General features: G+C 74.1%; 16 protein-coding genes. 7 read left to right on the top strand and 9 right to left on the bottom strand.

What is annotated here, in order from left to right:
* On the top strand, positions 1-687 hold a 687-nt coding region (locus ACH01S_RS29245; RefSeq protein WP_157406329.1), incomplete at its 5' end, for an AMP-binding enzyme.
* On the opposite strand, the gene ACH01S_RS29240 is transcribed toward ACH01S_RS29245, so the two are convergent.
* The 3 genes from ACH01S_RS29240 to ACH01S_RS29230 all read right to left on the bottom strand — a co-directional run bounded on the left by ACH01S_RS29240 (position 680) and on the right by ACH01S_RS29230 (position 3565).
* A complete protein-coding gene (locus ACH01S_RS29240) occupies positions 680-1342 on the bottom strand; it encodes a TetR/AcrR family transcriptional regulator (protein ID WP_067898638.1) in 663 nt (220 codons plus the stop codon). The genes ACH01S_RS29245 and ACH01S_RS29240 overlap by 8 nt on opposite strands.
* A gap of 19 nt (positions 1343-1361) precedes the next feature.
* Positions 1362-2519: an amidohydrolase family protein gene (locus ACH01S_RS29235; RefSeq protein WP_067898635.1), complete on the bottom strand. Its 1158-nt coding sequence runs from the start codon at positions 2517-2519 to the stop codon at positions 1362-1364.
* Between the two features lie 71 nt (positions 2520-2590).
* A complete protein-coding gene (locus ACH01S_RS29230) occupies positions 2591-3565 on the bottom strand; it encodes an amidohydrolase family protein (RefSeq protein WP_067898632.1) in 975 nt (324 codons plus the stop codon).
* Between the two features lie 237 nt (positions 3566-3802).
* Between ACH01S_RS29230 and ACH01S_RS29225 the strand changes: the two genes are divergently transcribed.
* From ACH01S_RS29225 to ACH01S_RS29205, 5 genes are read left to right on the top strand one after another with little or no spacing between them, the layout of a single operon-like run.
* Positions 3803-5323, top strand: a complete 1521-nt coding sequence (locus ACH01S_RS29225) for an ABC transporter substrate-binding protein (protein WP_169809378.1) — start codon at positions 3803-3805, stop codon at positions 5321-5323.
* 33 nt (positions 5324-5356) lie between these two features.
* On the top strand, positions 5357-6316 hold the full coding sequence (locus ACH01S_RS29220; protein WP_083981267.1) for an ABC transporter permease: 960 nt from the start codon (positions 5357-5359) through the stop codon (positions 6314-6316).
* Positions 6313-7191: an ABC transporter permease gene (locus ACH01S_RS29215; protein WP_067898626.1), complete on the top strand. Its 879-nt coding sequence runs from the start codon at positions 6313-6315 to the stop codon at positions 7189-7191. Before ACH01S_RS29220 ends, ACH01S_RS29215 begins: the two co-directional genes overlap by 4 nt.
* On the top strand, positions 7184-8257 hold the full coding sequence (locus ACH01S_RS29210; RefSeq protein ID WP_067898623.1) for an ABC transporter ATP-binding protein: 1074 nt from the start codon (positions 7184-7186) through the stop codon (positions 8255-8257). Before ACH01S_RS29215 ends, ACH01S_RS29210 begins: the two co-directional genes overlap by 8 nt.
* Positions 8250-9056 carry an ABC transporter ATP-binding protein gene (locus ACH01S_RS29205; protein ID WP_067898621.1) on the top strand — a complete coding sequence of 269 codons (807 nt, stop codon included), beginning with the start codon at positions 8250-8252 and terminating at the stop codon, positions 9054-9056. The genes ACH01S_RS29210 and ACH01S_RS29205 overlap by 8 nt, the downstream gene beginning before the upstream one ends.
* 50 nt (positions 9057-9106) lie before the next feature.
* Here ACH01S_RS29205 and ACH01S_RS29200 read toward each other — a convergent pair whose 3' ends face one another.
* The 6 genes from ACH01S_RS29200 to ACH01S_RS29175 form a co-directional block, all read right to left on the bottom strand.
* Positions 9107-10678: a sulfatase family protein gene (locus ACH01S_RS29200; RefSeq protein WP_067898618.1), complete on the bottom strand. Its 1572-nt coding sequence runs from the start codon at positions 10676-10678 to the stop codon at positions 9107-9109.
* Positions 10679-10750: 72 nt separating this feature from the next.
* Complete coding sequence (locus tag ACH01S_RS29195) at positions 10751-12253, bottom strand: sensor histidine kinase (protein WP_218010440.1); 1503 nt, start codon at positions 12251-12253, stop codon at positions 10751-10753.
* Positions 12250-13011: a response regulator transcription factor gene (locus ACH01S_RS29190; protein ID WP_067898615.1), complete on the bottom strand. Its 762-nt coding sequence runs from the start codon at positions 13009-13011 to the stop codon at positions 12250-12252. The genes ACH01S_RS29195 and ACH01S_RS29190 overlap by 4 nt, the downstream gene beginning before the upstream one ends.
* A 23-nt stretch (positions 13012-13034) precedes the next feature.
* Positions 13035-15092, bottom strand: a complete 2058-nt coding sequence (locus ACH01S_RS29185; protein WP_067898612.1) for an ArnT family glycosyltransferase — start codon at positions 15090-15092, stop codon at positions 13035-13037.
* The gene (locus ACH01S_RS29180) at positions 15089-16393 is read right to left on the bottom strand and encodes a bifunctional glycosyltransferase family 2/GtrA family protein (protein ID WP_083981266.1); all 1305 of its coding nucleotides are present in this window, start codon (positions 16391-16393) and stop codon (positions 15089-15091) included. The genes ACH01S_RS29185 and ACH01S_RS29180 overlap by 4 nt, the downstream gene beginning before the upstream one ends.
* Before the next feature lie 190 nt (positions 16394-16583).
* Positions 16584-18761 (bottom strand): MMPL family transporter, encoded by a 2178-nt coding sequence (locus ACH01S_RS29175; protein ID WP_174564919.1) that lies wholly within the window; start codon positions 18759-18761, stop codon positions 16584-16586.
* Positions 18762-18883: 122 nt separating this feature from the next.
* On the opposite strand from ACH01S_RS29175, the gene sigJ reads away from it, so the two are divergent.
* Entirely contained in the window at positions 18884-19789 is a 906-nt protein-coding gene (gene sigJ / locus ACH01S_RS29170; RefSeq protein WP_067898610.1) for an RNA polymerase sigma factor SigJ, read from the top strand.
* Positions 19790-19793: the final 4 nt, after the last annotated feature.

The raw sequence follows: 19793 nt of genomic DNA, 5'->3' as shown, positions 1-19793 counted from the left end.
CCGATCGCCCCGGCGCTGCTGACCGCCGCGCGGGCGGCGCTCGGCTGCGACTTCGTCCAGGTCTACGGGCTGACCGAGACGTGCGGGACGGTCTGCACGCTCAGCGCCGAGGAGCACGACGAGGCGGGCCCGCACCTCGGCTCGGCGGGACGGCCGGTGCCGGGCGCCGAGGTCCGCGTCCTCGACCCGGTGGACGGGCGCGTCCTGCCGCCGGGCGAGGTCGGCGAGGTGGCGCTGCGGACGCCGTGGCTCATGGCGGGCTACTGGGGCATGCCCGAGCGGACCGCCGAGGCGGTGGACGCCGACGGCTGGTTCCGCAGCGGCGACGCGGGCTACCTGCACGGGTCCGGCCACCTGTACCTGACCGACCGCATCACCGACATGATCGTCAGCGGCGGGGAGAACATCTACCCGGCCGAGGTCGAGAACGTCCTCGCCGAGCATCCGGCGGTGCTGGAGTCGGCCGTGGTGGGCGTGCCGGACGACCGGTGGGGCGAGACGGTGCTCGCCGTCGTCGTGCCGCGCCCCGGCGCCGCGCCGGACGCGGACGAGGTGATCGCCTTCTGCCGGGAGCGGCTCGCGCACTACAAGTGCCCGCGCCGCGTCCGGGTGGTGGACGCGCTGCCGCGCAACGCCTCGGGGAAGATCCTGCGGAGGAAGCTGCGCGGCCCCGCGACGGCTAGCTGAGCCCGGCCGGCGCCGCCCCCCGGACCCGTGCCGCGGGGGCGGCGCCGTCCGGCGGCGCGTTGAAGAAGACCGTCCGGTACCAGATGGCGGCGAGGGTGCGGATCGCCGTCTCGTCGTCCGGCGCGGGGACGTCCTCGTCGCCGCCGCCGACCATCCACACCCAGCAGAACGACTCCAGGGTGGACACCAGCGCGGACGCCAGCACCTCGGTGTCGAGGCCCGCGTCGTACCCCTCGGCGCGGGCCCGGACGATCCCGTCGACGACGCTCCGCACGCCCGCCGCCCGGTTGCGCCGCCATTTGCGCGCGTACTCGGGGTCGGTCATCGACATCTGGAAGACCCCGATCATCTCGGGCAGGTACTTCCGGTAGCCGTGCCAGTAGGCGCGCACGGCCTCCACGATGTTCTCGTACGGGTCGCCCTTGTGGTGCAGGCGCGCGGTCGTGCCCTGCACCTCGGAGGAGAACTGCCCGAGCAGCGCTTCGAGCAGTTCCTCCTTGTTGTCGTAGTAGTTGTAGAACGACCCGGCCGAGCGTCCCGCGGCCTCCGCGATGTCGGAGATCTTGGCGTTGAAGTAGCCCTTCTCGGCGAACACCTTGCGGGCCGCCTCGATGAACGCCGCCTCCGTCCGCCGGCCCTTCGGAGTGCTGGCCATTCCGTCCGGTCCTCCAGCGCTACCGCTCGCCGAGCGCGGACGGCGCGAAGCCGTAGACGCGCTTGGCGTTCGCGATCCGAAGCTTGTACTGGTCCTCGTCGGACAGGCCCGCGAGCTGCGCGTCGATGGCCTTCCGGACGTCCGGCCAGATCGAGTCGCCGTGCGGGTAGTCGACCTCGCACATCACGTTGTCCACGCCGAGTTCCTCGAAGAACCGGGTGCCGACGTGGTCGTCGATGAAGGCGCCGAAGACGTTCCGCCCGAAGTAGTCGCTCGGACGGTGCTCCAGCGTCGTGTCCACCCAGTCGGGACGGTCGTCGTAGTACCGGTCCATCGTCTGGAGCTGGTAGGGGATCCAGCCGATGCTGGCCTCGGAGTAGACGACGCGCAGGTTCGGGAAGCGGTCGAACGTCCCCGAGAAGATGTACTCCGTCATGGAGTAGGGCGCGTTCAGCCACACCTCGCTCATGTGGGTGAGGTAGTCGCCGTCCGGCGGGGAGTCCACGCGGGACGACGACCCGATATGGCACGACAGGGGGAGGTCCATCTCCTGGGCGGCGGCGAACACCGGGTCCCAGTAGCGGTCCTTGTCGTAGAGGGACGGGAAGCCCTGGTGGTGCGGCCGCTCCGAGAAGACGACGCTGCGCACGCCGCGCGGGGCGACGCGCTCCAGTTCCCTGACGGCGAGCGCCGGGTCCCACATCGGGACGAGGACCGCCGGGATCAGCCGTCCCGGGGCCGCCGCGCACCACTCCTCGGTGATGAAGTCGTTGTAGGCGCGGATGCACGCGTAGGAGAGGTCGCGGTCGGGGTTGAGGTTGAGGTACGTCCCGCCGAAGCCCGGCATGGTGGGGAAGCACATCGAGGCGAGGACGCCCGCGGCGTCCATGTCCTCCAGGCGGCGCTCGACGTTGGAGCACCCGTCGTACAGGTCCTCGAACCGGGGGACGATCCGCCGCCGCTCCCGCGTCGAGAGCTGGTCGACCGAGCACATCATCCCGGAGAAGAACCGGACGTCGCCGTCGAAGTCCCAGGCGATGCCCTCGTCCCCGCGCTCGACCACCTTCGGCGCGCGGTCGCGGTACCTGGCCGGGACGCGCGACGTCCAGGTCCCGGCGGGCTCGATGACGTGGTCGTCCACCGAGATGACTGCCCATTCTTCTGCCGCTTCCGCCATGGGCGGGTGCTCCTTCCAGTCCGGGAAAAGGGATGCCGGGGGCGGGCCGGGCGCCAGAGCCCGGCCGGGCGTCAGAGCCCGAGGATCCGCTCGGCGTTGCCGTGGGCGATCTTGGCGCGGTCGGTCTCCGAGATCGGGGCCTCGTCCAGGAACCGCACCGCGACGTCGGTGCGCTCGAACGGGTAGTCCACGCCGAACATGATGTTGTCGGCGCCGACGGCCGCTATGGCGCCGGTAAGCGCGGCCCCCGAGCACACCCCGGTCGTCGTGATCATGACGTTGCGCTCCAGGTACTCCGACGGGCGCAGGCCGAGCCGCAGCGTCATGAACTCGTACCGGGCGTCCAGCCGGGCCTTCTGGAACGGGAGGAACTCGCCCATGTGGCCGAGGATGAGCTTCGCCCCGGGGAAGTCGTCGAAGACGCCCGCGTAGATGAGGCGGAGCGCGTGCGCCGCCGTCTCCGCCGCCCAGCCGAACGTGGGGCCCTTGAGGTAGGGGTGGCCGCGGAACACCTGCCACTCGTCCCGCGGCGGGGCTCCCGGGTGCAGGTACAGCGGGACGCGCAGCTCCTCAAGCCGCTCCCACACCGGGCGGAACTCCTTCTCGTCGAGGTACCGCCCGAGCGTGTGCCCGTTGACGAGCGCGCCGCGCAGCCCGAGCCCGCCGACCGCGCGGTCGAGTTCGGCGCGGGCCGCCGCCGGGTCCTGCATCGGCAGCGCCGCGAGGCCCGCGAACCGGGTGGGGTGCGCGGCGATCGTCTCGGCCAGGAAGTCGTTCGCGGCCCGCGCCTTCGCGACCGCCTCGGCGGTGTCGCGCTCGGCCTGGATCCCCGGCGCGGTCAGGGACAGCACCTGGACGTCGATGCCGTGCGCGTCCATGTCGGGGATGCGGAACTCGGTGAAGTCGGTAAGCCTGCGGTTCCAGCCCGCGACCGCGTCCGCCCGGTAGTGCGGGTCGCCCACCATCGTGCCGACCTTGCTGCCCATGCCGGGCAGGGAGAACGCCTCTTCGAGGGCGATCCGCTTCAGCGTGCCGTTGTTCGTCATCGCGGCAAGTATGAAGTTGAATTTAGAATTAGTAAAGCCCTCGCGGCCCGCCGCCGCGACTGCACCGCCCAACGGTTGACCCAGTCAACGACAGTGGATCCAACCGGACCCGGACAGACCCTTGCCCGTCCCGAAAAAACTGAGTATAAAATCACTTTCAGAGAATCCTCCGGCCATCGCTGCTGGTCGCACCGGATGGCGCGGGATCTTTCATCCACGGAGAACGGTGGTCGGAGCATGAGAAGACGGATGGCGATCGCGGCCGCGGCGGCCCTCGGGCTGGCGGCGGCGACGGCGGCCTGCGGCCCGGGCGAGAGCGGGACGAAGGCCGACGACGGGGTCCTGAAGGTCGGCGCCACCTTCGCCCAGACCACCCTGGACCCCGCCCGGCTGCCGCTCCGGCAGATGGCGATGTACACCGCCCCGCTGTACGACTCGCTGACCTTCCTCGCCTCCGACGAGAGCGTGGAGCCGCTGCTCGCCACCGAGTGGAGGCCGGGCAGCGACGGCAAGGGCCCGTACCTCGACATGACCCTGCGCGACGGGCTCAAGTTCCCGGACGGGACGCCCTTCACGTCCAAGACGGTGGCCGCGAACGTCAAGCGCTCGCAGACGCTCAAGGGCAGCACCAACGCGCCGCAGCTCGCCGGGGTGACGGTCGAGGAGCGCGGGACGAGCGAGGTCAGGTTCCGGTCGGCGGCCGGGGTCGGCGCGCTGCCGCGCGTCCTGTCCGGCTCGGCCGGGCAGATGATCTCCGACAAGGCGATCGCGGACGGTGCGGACCTCACCCGCGCGGCCGCCGGGATCGGGCCGTTCACGCTCCAGCGCGTCCAGGCCAACCGGGTCGTCTACACGGCGACCAAGGGCTACTGGGACCAGAAGGCCGCGGCCGCCGGGACCCTGGAGATCGACTACCTGGCCGACGACGCCAAGCTCAACGCCGTCCGCTCCGGCGACCTGGACGTCTCCATCCTGCCGGAGAAGATGATCAAGTCGGCGGAGTCCGCCGGGTACAAGATCGAGCGCAGCATGGGCTCGGAGAACTACGTGTTCTCCTTCAACACGGCGATGAAGCCGTTCGACGACATCCGGGTCCGGCGGGCGGTCAACTCCGCGCTCGACCGCGAGGCGATCTGCAAGGGCCTGCTGGACGGGCGCTGCGAGCCCAACGGACAGTTCTTCGGCGCGGGCACCAAGGCCTATGACAAGGGCGTGGGGCTGAAGCTCGTCCCCTACGACATCGAGAAGGCGAAGTCGCTGGTCAAGGAGGCGGGCGCGACCGGGGCCAAGGTCGAGATCGTCACCGTGGCGGGCAACCAGGTCTTCGAGCAGCTCGCCACGATCGTGCAGGAGCAACTCAAGGCGATCGGGCTGACCGCGACCGTCAGCGCCGTCGCGCCGCCGCAGGTGGTGAGCCGGTTCACGGCGGAGAAGAACGTCGCGATGGCGTTCGGCGCGACCGGGAACGCGTTCGACCCGTCCGACACGCTCGACCGGTACGGGCTGGCCAAGGGCCTCTACAACCCGGGCGGCTTCAAGAACGCCGAGGTCGAGAAGCTCGCAAAGTCGGCGCTGCGCGAGACGGACCAGGCCGAGCGCATGAAGATCTACCAGCGGATCTCCAGCCTGATCACCGAGGGGATGCTCTACGTCCCGGTGCTCACCCCGGAGACCGCCTACGTGATCGCGCCCGGCGTCTCCGGCTGGAAGGCCCCCTGGGCGCCGTCGTTCCCGTCGTTCCGCGGCGTCAAGGGCTGATCCGATGGCACCGACCGTCCGGGGGGTGACGCCGTGGGGACGCTGATCGTCAAGCTGGTGGCGCGGCGGCTGCTCGCGGCCGTCCCGATCCTGGTCGTCGTCACCTTCGCCACCTACGCGATGCTGTTCTCCATCGGCGACCCCGCCTCCGTGGTCGCCGGGGAGAGCGCGAGCGCCCAGCAGGTGGAGCAGGTCAGGCACGAGCTGGGGCTGGACCGGCCGCTGCCCGCGCAGTACCTGTCCTGGCTCGGCCACGCGGTGCGCGGCGACCTCGGCGAGTCGCTGCACCACCGGGGCGCGGTCACCGCCCTGATCTCGGAGAACCTGGCGCCGACGCTGCTGCTGTCGCTGCTCGCCATGGTGATCGCCGTCGCGGCGGCGGTGCTGATGGGCGCCGCGATCGGGATGCGTCCGGGCGGGCCGCTCGACCGGGGGCTGCGCGCGGTCGCGTTCCTCGGCATCGCCGTGCCGAACTTCCTGGTCGGGCTGGTGCTCATCCTGGTGTTCGCGGTGTGGCTGCCGTGGTTCCCCGCGGGCGGGTACCGGAGCCCGTCCGAGGTCGGGCTCGGGGACGCCCTCTGGTACCTGCTGCTGCCCGCGCTCGCGCTGGCGCTGTCGCTGATGTGCCAGCAGATGCGGACGTTCCGGGCCTCGCTCGTCAAGGAGTACGGCGCCGCCTACGTCGGGACGGCCCTGATGAAGGGCGTCTCGCGGCGCGGCGTGTTCTTCCGGCACGTGAGCCGCAACGCGTCCGCGCCGCTGGTGACGGTGATCGGCCTTGAGGTCGGCGTGCTGATCACCGGGGCGCTGCTGGTGGAGGTCGTGTTCGCGATCCCGGGCATCGGGACGCTGACCCTGGACGCGGTGCGCGGCCAGGACTTCCCCGTCGTCCAGGCGCTGGTGGCGCTGTTCGCCCTGGTGGTGCTCGGCGCCAACCTGGTGGCGGACCTCGTCGCGTCCTGGCTCAACCCCGAGGCGAGGAGCCGGTCATGAAGGGCGTCGTCGAACGGGCCCGTCCGGCGGAGGCGGACGCCGCGGTCGCCGTTCGGCGCAGGCGACAGTGGGTGCGGCGGCTCGGCCGGGGACGGTCGGCGGCCCTCGGCTTCGTCGTCCTGTGCCTCCTGGTGACGGTGCTGACGCCGTTCCTGCCGCTGGCCGACCCCACGCGCCAGGACGTCGGCCGGACGCTCGCCGACATGTCGGGCGACCACTGGCTCGGCACCGACCAGCTCGGCCGCGACCTGTTCAGCCGCCTGCTCTGGGGCATCCGGACGTCGATGTTCGCCGCGCTCACGGCGGTCGGCGTCGCGGCGGCGATCGGCGTCCCGACCGGGCTGCTCGCCGGGTACCGGCGGGGCTGGATCGACGGGATCACCGGGCGGATCGCGGACGTCGTCCTCACCGTGCCCGCGCTGATCCTGCTGCTGACCGTGCAGGCCGCGCTCCGCACCGGCATCGAGGGCCAGATGGTCACGCTCGGCGTGATCTTCGCGCCGCGGATCTACCGGGTGGTGCGGGCCGAGACGATGCGGCTCGCGGTCAGCCCGTTCGTCACCGCCGGGCGGATGTCGGGGTGCTCGCACACCCGGATCGTGTGGCGGTACCTGCTGCCGGGCGTCCGCGACCAGGCGGCCGTCCAGGTCAGCTACCTGCTGGGGCTCGCCCTCGTCGTGGAGGCGGGGATCAGCTTCCTCGGCGTCGGCGTCCAGCCGCCGGGCGCGAGCCTCGGCACCCTGCTGACCGGCGCGTCGGCGATGCTCGCGTCCGAGCCCCGGGTGGTGCTCGTCCCGGCCGCGGTGATCACCGTGCTGATCCTCTGCCTGAACCTGCTCGGGGACGCCGACGACAAGGAGGACCGGCATGCCTGACCTCGCGAAGCCCGGCCCCGCCGAGCGGGGCGCCGCCGGGAAGGGCGCCGCGCCCGCGCTCCGGGTCGACGGCCTCACCGTCGAGCTGGACCGGGAGCACTCCCCCGCCCCGCTCGTGACCGACGTGTCGTTCGCGATCCGGCCGGGCGAGATGGTCGGGCTCGTCGGCGAGTCGGGCTCCGGGAAGAGCCTCACCGCGTCCGCCGTCGCGGGGCTGCTGCCGCGCGGCGTCCGGCTCGCGGGAGGGCGGATCGAGCTCGCCGGACGCGCCGTGGAAGGCGACGGCGTCCGGACGCGGCGCCGCGACTCCCTCGCGATGGTGTTCCAGAACCCGATGACCAGCCTCAACCCGTCGATGCGGGTGGGCGACCAGGTCGCGGAGGCGCTGCGGCTGCGCCGCTCGGGGCTGTCCCGCCGCGCCGCGCGCCGGGAGGCCGTGAAGCTGCTGGACGACGTCGGCATCGCGCGGGCCGCCGAGCGGGCCCGGCAGTACCCGTTCGAGTTCTCCGGCGGCATGCGGCAGCGCGTCATGATCGCGATCGCGGTCGCCGGGAACCCGTCCGTCCTGATCGCGGACGAGCCGACGACCGCGCTGGACGTGACCGTCCAGCGGGGCGTGATGGACCTGATCGACCGGCTGCGCCGCGACCTCGGCCTCGCGACCCTGCTCGTCTCGCACGACCTCGCGCTCGTCAGCGAGCGGTGCGACCGGCTGCTGATCATGTACGCCGGGGAGCTGGTGGAGACCGGGGGCACCGCGGCCGTGCTGGGCGACGCCCTGCACCCCTACGTCGACGCGCTCGCCCGGTGCATCCCGGAGCGCGCTCTCGAACTCGGTGAGATCCGGTCGCTGCCGGGGAGCGTCCCGCAGCCGGGGCAGATCGCGTCCGGCTGCCGGTTCCTGCCGCGCTGCCCGTTCGCGGTGGACGCGTGCGCCGAGCACCATCCGGCGCTCGCCGAGCACGCGCCGGGACGGTCCGTCCGGTGCGTGCGCGCCGGGGACCCCGCGCTCGCCGCCGCCGGCCCCGAAGCCGTGGCCCTGACCAGGAAGGACGCCGATGTCTGAGGCGCTGCTGCAGGTCGAGTCGGTGACCAAGACCTTCCGGGCGGGCGGGTGGCCGCGGCGGGGCGCGCCGACCGTCGCCGTCGACCGGGTCGGCTTCACGATGGCGGCCGGGGAGTCGCTCGGGGTCGTCGGGGAGTCGGGGTCGGGCAAGTCCACGCTGGCCGGGGTGATCTGCGGCCTCGTCCGGCCGGACTCGGGACGGGTCCGGATCGCCGGACGAGACATCGCGGGCCGCGACGTCCACGCGGGCCGCCGCGTCGACCCGGGGATGTGGCGCACCGTCCAGATGGTGTTCCAGGACCCGTACACGTCCCTCAACCCGTACATGACGATCGAGGAGATCGTCGCGGAGCCGCTGCGGCTGTGGCGGCGGCTGCCGCGCGCGGAGGCCCGCAAGCGTGCGGCGGAGATCCTCGACCGGGTGGGGCTCGGCTCGCGGGTGGCGGCGCGGCGCCCGGCCGGCCTGTCGGGCGGGCAGCGGCAGCGCGCCTCGATCGCCCGCGCGCTCGCCGTCTCCCCCGAGCTGATGGTGCTGGACGAGTCGGTGTCGGCGCTCGACGTGTCCGTCCAGGCGCAGATCCTCCAGCTCCTGCTGGACCTGAAGCGGGAAGAGAACCTCGCCTACCTGCTGATCAGCCACGACATCAGCGTGATCCGGCTGGTCTGCGACCGGGTCCTGGTGATGAACAAGGGCGCGGTCGTCGAGGAGTGCACGGCGGACGGGCTCACCGAGGACGCCGTCCAGCACCCCTACACCCGCCGCCTGCTGGCGGCGGTGCCCGTCCTCTCGGTGGGGTGAGCCGGTCCGGGGCGGCGGGCCTCCGCCGCCCCGGACCGGACCGGGCTCGCTCAGCCCATGGCCTGCGGGCGCAGGCGCGGCTCGCGCATCGGCGGCAGATGCTCGTGGAGGTCGCGCACCAGCCGGGCCCGCACCTCGGCCGCCGCCGGGTCGTCCCACCGGTTGTCCCACTGGTAGGGGTCGTCGGCCAGGTGGTACAGCTCGCCCTCGGTGCCGTCGTAGACGATCTCCCGCTCCGGCGGGCGCATCCCGAAGTCGGCGTACCGGTCGGCCTTCGGCATGCCGTACTCGCGGTCGGTCGGCTCGTACACGGTGCAGATCCAGCCGTCCTGGACGATCGTCCGCATCCGGTACCCGGTGTCGAGCTGGCTGTCCCACTCCACGATCGCGCGCTCGCGTCCGGACCCGGCGGCGGTGGGCAGCGCCCGGCCCTCCATCCAGTCCGGGGCCTCGACGCCCGCGATCGCGCAGAACGTGGGCGCGAGGTCGATCTGGCCCACCGGCTCCGGCACCACCGCCGCCGGGACGCCCGCCGACCGCGCCGGGCGCCACACCATCGGCAGCCGCATCAGCGCGTCCACGTGGTACGGGCCCTTGAACAGCAGGCCCAGCTCGCCCTGGAACTCGCCGTGGTCGGTGGTCACGAACACGTCGGTGTCGTCGCCCCAGCCGCGCTCCTCGATCTTGGCGAGGACGCGGCCGAACGCCTCGTCCAGCAGCTCGTTCTTGGCGTGGACGAGCGCGTTCAGCTCCCGGATCTGGTCGTGCGTCAGGTCGGCCGGGACGAAGTCGCCGGGCGCCGCGTCGATGTTCGGCACCGAGCCGTCGTACCAGGCCAGCCAGTGCGCCGGGCGCCCGGACAGGATCTCCCTGATCCGCTCGTCGGAGCCGGGGTGGCCGGGCGGCAGGTCGAGCTTGCGCCAGTCCACCCGGTCCACCTCGGACGCGGGGACGTCCCACGGGTGGTGCGGGTCGGGGAAGCTCATCCAGCAGAACCAGTCGTCGTCATCGTCGAGGGTGTCGAGCCAGGCCGCGGTCCGCTCGGCGACCCAGTCGGTGTGGTAGTGCTCGCGCGGCACCGGGTTGTGCGCGACGCCGGGCGCGCCGGTGTCGCCGCCCGGCGCGGCCGAGAAGATCCGCAGGAAGCCGCCGGTGTCCTCGGGGTGCTCGGCGCGCAGCCAGTTCGCGTAGTGCGAGGCGCCCTGCGGCCCGTGCCCGGCGAACTCGACGTACTCGAAGCCCCGGTAGGGGCCGTGCTCGCCCGCGAGCGGGATCCGGTTCTGCTCCCACCGCCCGTCCGGGTCGGCGATCGGCTCGAAGTGGACCTTGCCGATCAGCGCCGTGCGGTAGCCCGCGTCGCGGAGCACCTGGGCGACGCTCGGGGCGTCGTCCGGCAGCGGCACGCCGTTGGCGATCGCGCCGTGCGTCCGCGGGTACTGCCCGGTCAGCATGCTCGACCTGGCCGGGGTGCAGACGACGTTCTGGCAGTAGGCCCGCTCGAACCGGACGCCCTCGGCGGCGAGCCCGTCGGTCACCGGCGTCCGCGCGACCTCGCCGCCGTTGCACCCGTACGCGTCGTACCGCTGCTGGTCGGTGGTGATGAACAGGATCCTGCGTCCCATGCGGCCCCTCTCGGGAACGGGCGGCGCGCACTCGGACGCCGCGGTCAAAAAATGATACTAAGTTCAGTATCACTAAATGGCCAGGAGGACGAGCCGGAAGGTGCAGCCGTCGCCGGGCGCGGTGTCGAGTTCCAGGCGGCCGCCGTGGTTCTCGGCGATGGCGGCGGCGATGGCGAGGCCGAGCCCGCTGCCGCCGTGGTCGCGGGACCGGGACGGGTCGACGCGGTAGAAGCGCTCGAAGAGGTGGGCGGCCTTGTCCGGGGCGAGCCCCGGACCCTCGTCGGCGACCTCGATGACGCGGACGCGCGTCCCGTCCTCGATCGGCGGGGACGGGCTGACCCGCCCGTCGCGGTCGGCGCCGCAGGCCGGGCCCGCGCACGCGGTGCCGACGCGGACGTGGATCGGCGTCCCGGACGGCGTGTGCGCCAGCGCGTTGGAGACGAGGTTCGTCAGCACCTGGCGGAGCCGGTGCGGGTCCCCGGTCGTCTCGACCAGCTCCAGTTCGCCCGTGTCGTCGTGCAGCGGCTTCAGGCCGATCGGACGGCCGGGGTGCCGGACGGCGGCGGTGCCGATCGCGTCCGCCGCGATGGCGAGCAGGTCGACCGTCTCGCTGCGGTAGGTGGGCTCCTGGTCCAGCTTGGCCAGCAGCAGGAGGTCGTCGACGAGGACGCTCATCCGCTCCGCGTTCTGCCGGATCAGCCGGTCGGCGGCGGCCCGCTGCCGGGCCGGGAGCTCCGCGTGCCGCAGCGACAGCTCGGCGAAGCCCTGGATGGAGGTCAGCGGGGTGCGCAGCTCGTGCCCGGCGTCGGCGACGAAGCGGCGCAGCCGCGCCTCCGACGACTCGTGCTCGCGCAGCGCGCCCTGGAGCTGTTCCAGCATGGCGTTCAGGACGCCGCCGAGGCGTCCGATCTCGGTGCGGGGGTCGGCGTCGGCGACGCGCTCGTCCAGCCGTCCGGCGGTGATCTCCTCGGCGGTCCGCTCCATCCGGGTCAGCGGGAGCAGGGCGAGGCGCACCGCCCAGCGTCCGGCGACGACGAGCGCGGCGAGCGTCAGCGCCAGCACGACCGCGTTCAGCCACAGCAGCTTGGACATCGCGCCGTCGACGGTGTCCATCGGGAGGGCGACGATGACGACGCGGCCGTCGGGGGCCGTCCCGCGCCGCACCCGCCAGCGGCCGTCCCCGGCGGACGCGGGCAGCGTCGCGAGCCCGCCCGGACGGACGTCCAGCCGGGCCAGGGTCGGCGGGAGGCGGGGCGGCGACTTCGGGCCGCGCCCGAGGGTGTGCGGGGAGAGGCGGCCGGAGGTCTCGTAGAAGTAGAGGCGGAACTCCGACGGCAGCTCGGCGCCGTCCGGGGGCGGGTGGGGCGGTTCGCGCCGTCCGGACGACGCGTCGAAGTGCCGGGGCGCGGGCGGGAAGCCGCGGAGCTGCTCGTCGACCTGGCCGAGCAGCCAGGACCGCAGGACGACGTACCCGATCGCCTGCGAGGCGAGGACCGCCGCCGCCGCGAGCGCCGTCGCGCCGAGCACGAGGCGGCGGCGCAGCGACCCCGGCCCGCCGGGCAGCGCGCGGATCACGGCCCGGCCGTCTCGGCGCGCCCCGCCGCCTCGGCGCCCTCGCGCGGGAGGCGCAGGCAGTAGCCCACGCCCCGGACGGTGTGGATGAGCGGCGGGTCGAAGCGGTCGATCTTCCGGCGCAGGTACTTCACGTAGGTCTCGACGATGCGGCCGTCGCCGTTGAAGTCGTACCGCCAGACGTGGTCGAGGATCTGCGCCTTGCTCAGCACCCGGCGCGGGTTCGCCATCAGGTACGCGAGCAGGCTGAACTCGGTGGGCGACAGCCGGATGTACTCGCCCGCCCGGTGGACCTCGTGGGCCGACTCGTCCAGGACGAGGTCGGCGTAGCGCAGGACGTCGGCGCGCGCCGCCGTCCCGTCGCCGGCCGCGCCGGACCGCCGCAGGATCGCCTGGACGCGCAGCAGCACCTCCTCCAGGCTGAACGGCTTCGTGACGTAGTCGTCCGCCCCGGCGGCCAGCCCGGCGACGCGGTCGCGGACCTCGCCGAGGGCGGTCAGGAACAGGATCGGGGTGTCGACGCCCACGGCCCGCAGGCTCGCGGTGACGGTCAGGCCGTCCACGTCCGGGAGCATCACATCGAGGAGGATCAGGTCCGGGCGGAACCGCTCGACGGCGAGCAGCGCGCCCTGGCCGGTGTCGCGGCTGTCCACCTCGTACCCGGACAGCCGGAGCGTCGACTCCAGCAGGACGCGGATGCCGTCGTCGTCCTCCACGACCAGCACGCGCCGGGGGGTGTGCCCGGCGTCCGTCGCAGCCACGATCGATCACCTCGCCCACGGGGTCAGTGAGCCGCGCAGTCGTAGAGGGTAGCGCCGCGCCCGAAGCCCGCCGGGCCGCCGCCGGTCGGCGCGCCCGTGCCGCCGTAGGCGGACGGCGGGACGGCCCGGCAGTGCCCGGCGACCCACGCGGCCCGCCGCGCGGGCGGGCCGCCGCGTCCCGGGAACGGCATCGCGGAGCCGAGGACGAAGCGGAGCTCGCCGCCCTGCGTCCACCGCTCCAGCTGCCGGACGGACGGGGCGTCGTCCGCCGACATGAAGCCGCCCATGCCGATGACGTGCGAGTCGCTGTGCAGGATGAACGGCGACGCCGCCATCGCGCCGCCCTCGACGGCGAGGGTGATCCGCGCGGGGCCCGACTCGCGGCGCGCGTAGTCGAGGATCCGCCGCTGGTCGGCGGTGAGCGCGGCGCCGTCCCGGGGCCCCGGCGGGAACGGGCCGGGCGGGAAGCCGCGCGGCGGACGGTCCCGTCCGGCGGCGCGGGGGAACGGCGGCATCATCGGCGGGCCCGCCGCCGGGATGACGCCGCCCATCGACGCGGACCCGTCCGCCGGGACGGCCGCCGCCCACGCGCCCGGCGCGACGAGCACCGCCGCCGCGCCGACCGCGAGCGCGACCGGCAGCAGCCGGGCCGGACGCCACGCCGCCGCGCACAGCAGCGCGACGCCGACCGCGCCGGTCGCGGCGACCGGCCACACCAGCCAGCCGTGCCATTCCGGCGTCCGGCGGATGACGACGACGGCCCACGCGACCGTGACCGCGACGGTGACCGCCGCGACGGGCGCGGGCCACCGGGCGCCCGCCCGGTGCGCGCGGACGAGCACGGCGACCAGCCCCCCGCACAGGGCGCCGACCGCCGGGGCGAGCTGCGTCGTGTAGTACGGGTGGAAGATCCCCTCCTGCATGGAGAACACGCCCGCGCACACCAGCAGCCAGAGGCTCCACAGGACCCATCCCGAAGCGGGAGGAAAGGCCGCCCCCGGCAGCCGCCCGCGACGGCGCAGCACGGCGACCGCGAGCGCGGTCGCGAGAGCCGCCGCGCACACCGGCAGCAGCCAGCTGATCTGGCCGCCGACCGCGTCCCCGAACATCCGCAGCGGGCCGGTGCCGCCGCCGAACATCGCGCCGGGCCCGCGCGGCGCCCCGGGCCCGCCCCACGGCGGCGGCCCCCCAGGGCCGGGACCGCCGCCGGGGCCGGGCCCCTGGCCGACGACACGGCCGAGGCCGTTGTAGCCGACGACCAGGTCCCAGGCCGAACCGTCCTCGCTGCCGCCGATGTAGGGCCGGTCGCCCGGCCACACCGCGACCATCGCCACCCACCACAGGGACGAGACCGCGAGGACGGCGCCCGACGCCGCGAGCCGTCCCACCCTGCCGAGCCACGGGCCGCGCGTCCCGACGAGCCACGCGGCCGTGAAGGCGGGCAGGACCATCCACGCCGCCAGCATCTTGGTGGCGAAACCGCACCCGACCAGGAACGCGGAGCCGCACAGCCACCACGTCGCGGCCCGTCCCGTCCGCGCGTGGACGGCCCGCGTGAGCGCATACGCCGCGCACACCAGCAGCAGGAGCAGCGGGGTGTCGAGGTTGTTGCTGCGGGTGATCGCGACGGTGATCGGCGTCAGCGTCAGGACGAGCGCGGCGGCGAGCCCGGCGCCCTCGCCCGCCCACCGGCGCACCGTCCGGTGCAGCACGAGCACGGCGAGGACGCCCTCGGCCACCTGCGGCAGGAGCAGCGCCCACCCGTGCAGGCCAAAGACCTTGGCGCTGAGCACCTGCGGCCACAGCCCGGCGGGCGGCTTGTCCACGGTCACGACGCCCGCCGGGTCGTAGGAGCCGAACATGAGGTTGGTGAAGCCTTCGCCCATCGACTTCACGGCGGCCGAGTAGTAGGCGTTGCTCCACCCGAGCGACCCCAGGCCCCACCCGTACAGCACGCCGGACAGGACGAGGATCGCGCCGAGCGCGGCGGTCGGCGCCCAGCCCGGCAGGCCGCGCGGGCGGGCTCCGGACGGCCCCGTCCGCGACCCGGCGGACGAGGCGACGACGTCGGAGGAGCTCATGAGGGATCGCCTTCCGCTGCGCCGGGAGCCGGTCGGCGGCGGAACACCGCCGTCCGCAGCACGACGAAGCGGATCGCGGTGACCAGCACCGACGTGACCGCGAGGACGAGCGTCTCCGCGCCGTGCGACGCGCCCGGATCGGCCCGCTGGAACAGCAGCACGGCCGCGGACGTCACCGAGTACCCGACGGCGAACAGCGCCCCGGCGCCGAGGTGCGCGCGTCCCGGCCCGACCGCCGACCCGCGGAACGTGAGCCGCCGGTTGGCCTCGGTGTTGAGCACGGTCAGCGCCACCAGCGAGACCAGGTTGGCGAGCGCGGCGGGCCACCACGACCGCAGCAGCCAGTAGAGCAGCGCCTGCCCGGCCGTCGAGACGACGCCGATCGCGACGAAGCAGACCAGCTCCCAGGTCAGCACCGCCCGCTTCCGCGCGGGCGCGAGGACCGCGTCCGGGTGCGCGGCGGACGGCCCGGCCCGGCGCGGCACCGCCACGTCCGCGGCCCCGGACGCCTTCAGCCGCGCCATCCGCCACACGCCCCTGAGGTCGTCCAGGGCCGTCCGGACGACGTTGACGCGGGTGTCGACGTCCTCCACCCAGTCGACCGGGACCTCGTGGATGCGCAGCCCGTTGTGCTCGGCCAGCACCAGCAGCTCGGTGTCGAAGAACCACGCGTCGTCCCTGGTCGCCGCGATCAGCGGCCGGACGACCCGCGTCCGCGCGGCCTTGAAGCCGCACTGCGCGTCGCTGAACCGGGCGCCGAGCCCGTACCGGAGCAGGGCGTTGTAGCAGCGCGAGACCAGCTCGCGGCGCGGCCCGCGGACGGTGCGGGCGCCGGGCGCGAGCCGGCTGCCGATCGCGATGTCGGAATGCCCGCTGGCGAGCGGCGCGACCAGCGGCAGCAGGCCGTCCAGGCCGGTGGACAGGTCGACGTCCATGTAGGCGACGATGTCGGCGTCGCTGGTCGCCCACGCGGTGCGCAGGGCGAGGCCGCGCCCCTTGCGGTCCAGGTGCAGCACGGCGACCCCGGGCAGGTCGGACGCGAGCCACCGCGCGACGCGCAGGGTGCGGTCGGTGCTGGCGTTGTCGACGACGGTGATGCGCCAGGGGAACGGCATCCGTTCGAGGAGGTAGGCGTGCAGCGTGCGCACGCAGCCGGGCAGCGCCCGCTCCTCGTTGTGGACGGGCAGGACGATCTCGACGGTCGACGTCCCGGAGACCGACACGTCCGGGGCGGCGGGGGGCTGGTACGGCCCGGCCGCGCGCGGCGCGGCCGGGCCGAGTTCGCTGGGAGCGGGCGTCATGGAGACCTCGGAGGGCAGGGAGCGGGGAGCGCCCGCCGCACCGGGTGCGGGGACGCCTGCCGCGTCCCGGGGCGGGGGACCCCATGACACTTCCGGCGCCCCCGGAAGATCAACGGGGAGGACCCTGGGAATTGCCCGAGAGTCCGGAAACCCGCCGCTCGCCCGTGCCGGCCGCCGTTAACGGCCGTCCCTAACGGTGTTCCAGGGCGATCCTCGGGAGGAAGCGGGCCAGCGGGCCGGGCAGCCACCAGGCGCGGCGCCCCATCAGCTCCATCGCCGCCGGGACGATCAGGCAGCGGATCACCACCGCGTCCACGAAGATGGCCACGGCCATGCCGAAGCCGGCCTGCTGGAGCAGCCGGTCCGGGCCCAGCATGAACGCGCCGAAGATCACCACCATGATCGCGCCGGCCGCGGTGATCACCGAGCCGGTGTGCGCGAGGCCCTCCCGGACGGCGTGCGACGGGTCGTCCGACCGCGTCCACTCCTCGTGGATACGGGAGATCAGGAAGATCTCGTAGTCCATGGACAGCCCGAAGACGATGGCGAAGACCATCACCGGCAGGTACGCCTCGATCGGCCCCGGCTCCACGCCGAACAGGCCGTGCTGGAAGACGAGCGTCATCGCGCCGAGCGCCGCGCCGATGCTGAGCAGGTTCAGCAGCGCGGCCTTCAGCGGGACGAGCACCGACCGGAACACCGCCATCAGCAGCAGCACCGACAGCCCGACGACGATCGCCATGAACAGCGGCAGCCGTTCGGCGACCTTGTCCGAGTAGTCCTCGGCCGCGGCCGTCGCGCCGCCGACCAGGTACCGCGCGCCGTTCCGCTCCGCCAGCCCCGGCAGGACGTCGTCGCGCAGCGTGCCGACGAGGTCGGTGGTCGCCTCGTCCTGCGGCGCGGAGGACGGGAAGGCGAGCACGGTCGCGGCCCGCCCGTCCGGGGTGGGGACCGGGTCGGCGACGGCCTTGACGCCGGGGGTGTCGTACAGCGCGAGGACCGCCGCCTCGGCGGCCTTCCCGGCGCCCTCCCGGCCGCCGTCGGTCACCACCAGCAGCGGGCCGTTGAACCCGGGGCCGAAGCCCGTGGAGAGCAGGTCGTAGGCCTTGCGGCTGGTGGCGCCGGACGGGTCGCTGCCCGCGTCCGAGAACCCGAGCCGCATGCCGAGCGCGGGGACGGCGAGGGCGCCGAGCAGCACGCCCGCCGCCGCCAGCGCGGCCAGCGGCCGGCGCTGCACGAGGCCCGCGAGCCGCCGCCAGGCGGCGCCCGGCGCGGCCTTGCCCGTGGCCTCGCGCCGTTCGGCGCGGCGGGTGAACTGGCGGGCGAAGCGGCGGCCGAAGACGCCGAGCAGCGCGGGCAGCAGGGTCAGCGCGGCGACCATCGTGACCAGCACGGTCAGCGCGACCGACAGCGCCATGCCCTGCAGCGACCCGAGCCCGAACGCGACGAGGCCGAGCAGCGCGAGGATGACGGTGCAGGCGGCGAAGAACACCGAGCGCCCGGCGGCGTCCAGCGCGTTCACCGTGGCGCGTTCCGGGTCCGCGCCGCGCACCAGTTCGGCCCGGTAGCGGGCGAAGATCAGCAGCGCGTAGTCGATGCCGACGCCGAGGCCGACGAGGATCATCACCGGCGGCGTCCAGTCGGCGATCGTGAAGACGTGCGACGCCGCGACGATGGCGGCGACCGTGGACCCGACGGCGAACAGCGCGATGACGATCGGCAGCCCGGCCGCGATGACCGTGCCGAACATCAGGACGAGGACGACCAGCGCGGCGAGCAGGCCCGCGCCCTCCGCCGCGCCCGTCCCGCCCTGGCCGAGCAGCCGGGCCGCGTCGCCGCCGAGCTCGACCTGGAGCCCGCCGCCCGCCGCCTTCCGCGCGGTGTCGAAGATCCGCCGCGTGTCGGCCTTCGGCATCTCCCGCGCCGGGACGTCGAGCACGACGGTGGCGTACCCGATCCTCCTGTCCTCGCTGAGGGCGGCCTTGTCCTGGTACGGGCCGCGAACCTGGCCGACCTTGGGCAGCTTCGCGACGTCGCCCAGCATGGCCGTCACGCGCCGCTGTACGTCGGGCTCGCCGAGGCCGCCCTCGTCGTGCAGGACGATCTGCACCGTGTCCCCCGCCCGCGCCGCGCCGTGCCCGGCCAGCACGTCGGCGGCCCGCTGCGATTCGGTGCCGGGCAGCGAGAAGTCGTTGCGGTAGTCGGCGCCCGCGACCGACGCGACCGCCCACGTCCCGGCGAGGACCCCGACCCACAGGATCAGGGCGAGCCATTTCCGGCGGTGCGCGAAGCCCGCGACGCGGACGAACACCCCGCGCGGCTCGGGCGGCCTGGTGTTCTCTTCTCGGTTCGTCTCGGTCAGCGTCATGTTCTCCCCCCGAAGGGACGTCCGCGGGTGGACCCCGTTCGGTACTTGACGACGCGGCCCGCCGGTCTGTGACGCCGATCCCGGCGATGTCACATCCGGGCGGGCCGCGCCGTCACCGGGACATGGGACGGACGGGATCGAACACCGAGGACCTGCTGGCGCGGTCCTTCGAGGAGCACCGGCCGCGGCTGCTGCGCGTGGCGTACACGATGACGGGCTCGCTGGCCGAGGCCGAGGACTGCGTGCAGGAGGCGTGGCTGCGGCTGCGCGGGCTGGACGACCCGGGGACCGTCCGCGACCTCGCCGCCTGGCTGACGACCACCGTCGGCAGGCTGGCGCTCGACGCGCTCGGCAGCGCCCGCGTCCGGCGCGAGCGCTACGTCGGGGTGTGGCTGCCGGAGCCGCTGGTCGAGGCCCGCTCGGCGAACCCCGCCGACCCGGCCGACCGGGTCACGCTGGACGAGTCGGTGAGCATGGCGCTGCTCGTCGTCCTGGAGCGGCTGTCCCCGGCCGAGCGGACGGCGTTCGTGCTGCACGACGTGTTCGGCGTCCCGTTCCCCGAGATCGCCGAGGTGGTCGGCCGGTCCCCGGCGGCGGTGCGGCAGCTCGCGACGCGGGCCCGCCGCCACGTAAGGGACGGCCGGCCGCGCACCCCCGCGACGGCGGCCGAGCAGCGCAGGCTGGTCGACGCGTTCGCGGCGGCCTGCCAGGACGGCGACCTGCCGGGGCTCGTCGCCCTGCTCGACCCGGACGTCGTCCTGCGCGGCGACGGCGGCGGCAAGGTCGGCACGCTGCCGCACGAGGTGCGGGAGGCGGCGCGGATCGCCCCGATGCTGCTCGCGCGGGCGCGCGGCGCGGGCCGCCTGGACATCCGCCCCGCCACGGTCAACGGCGCCCCCGGCCTGGTCGTCCGGGACGCCGACGGCGGCCTGTCGGTGCTGGCGATCACGGTCGACGCGGGCCTGATCAGCGCGATCGACCTGATCCGCAACCCCGACAAGCTCACCCACGTCCCCGAACTGCCGTGACCGC

Source organism: Actinomadura chibensis NBRC 106107, assembly GCF_001552135.1.
Taxonomy (GTDB): domain Bacteria; phylum Actinomycetota; class Actinomycetes; order Streptosporangiales; family Streptosporangiaceae; genus Spirillospora; species Spirillospora chibensis.
The sequence above is the reverse complement of the archived record's forward strand: the minus strand, read 5'-3'. Positions and strand labels throughout refer to the sequence as shown.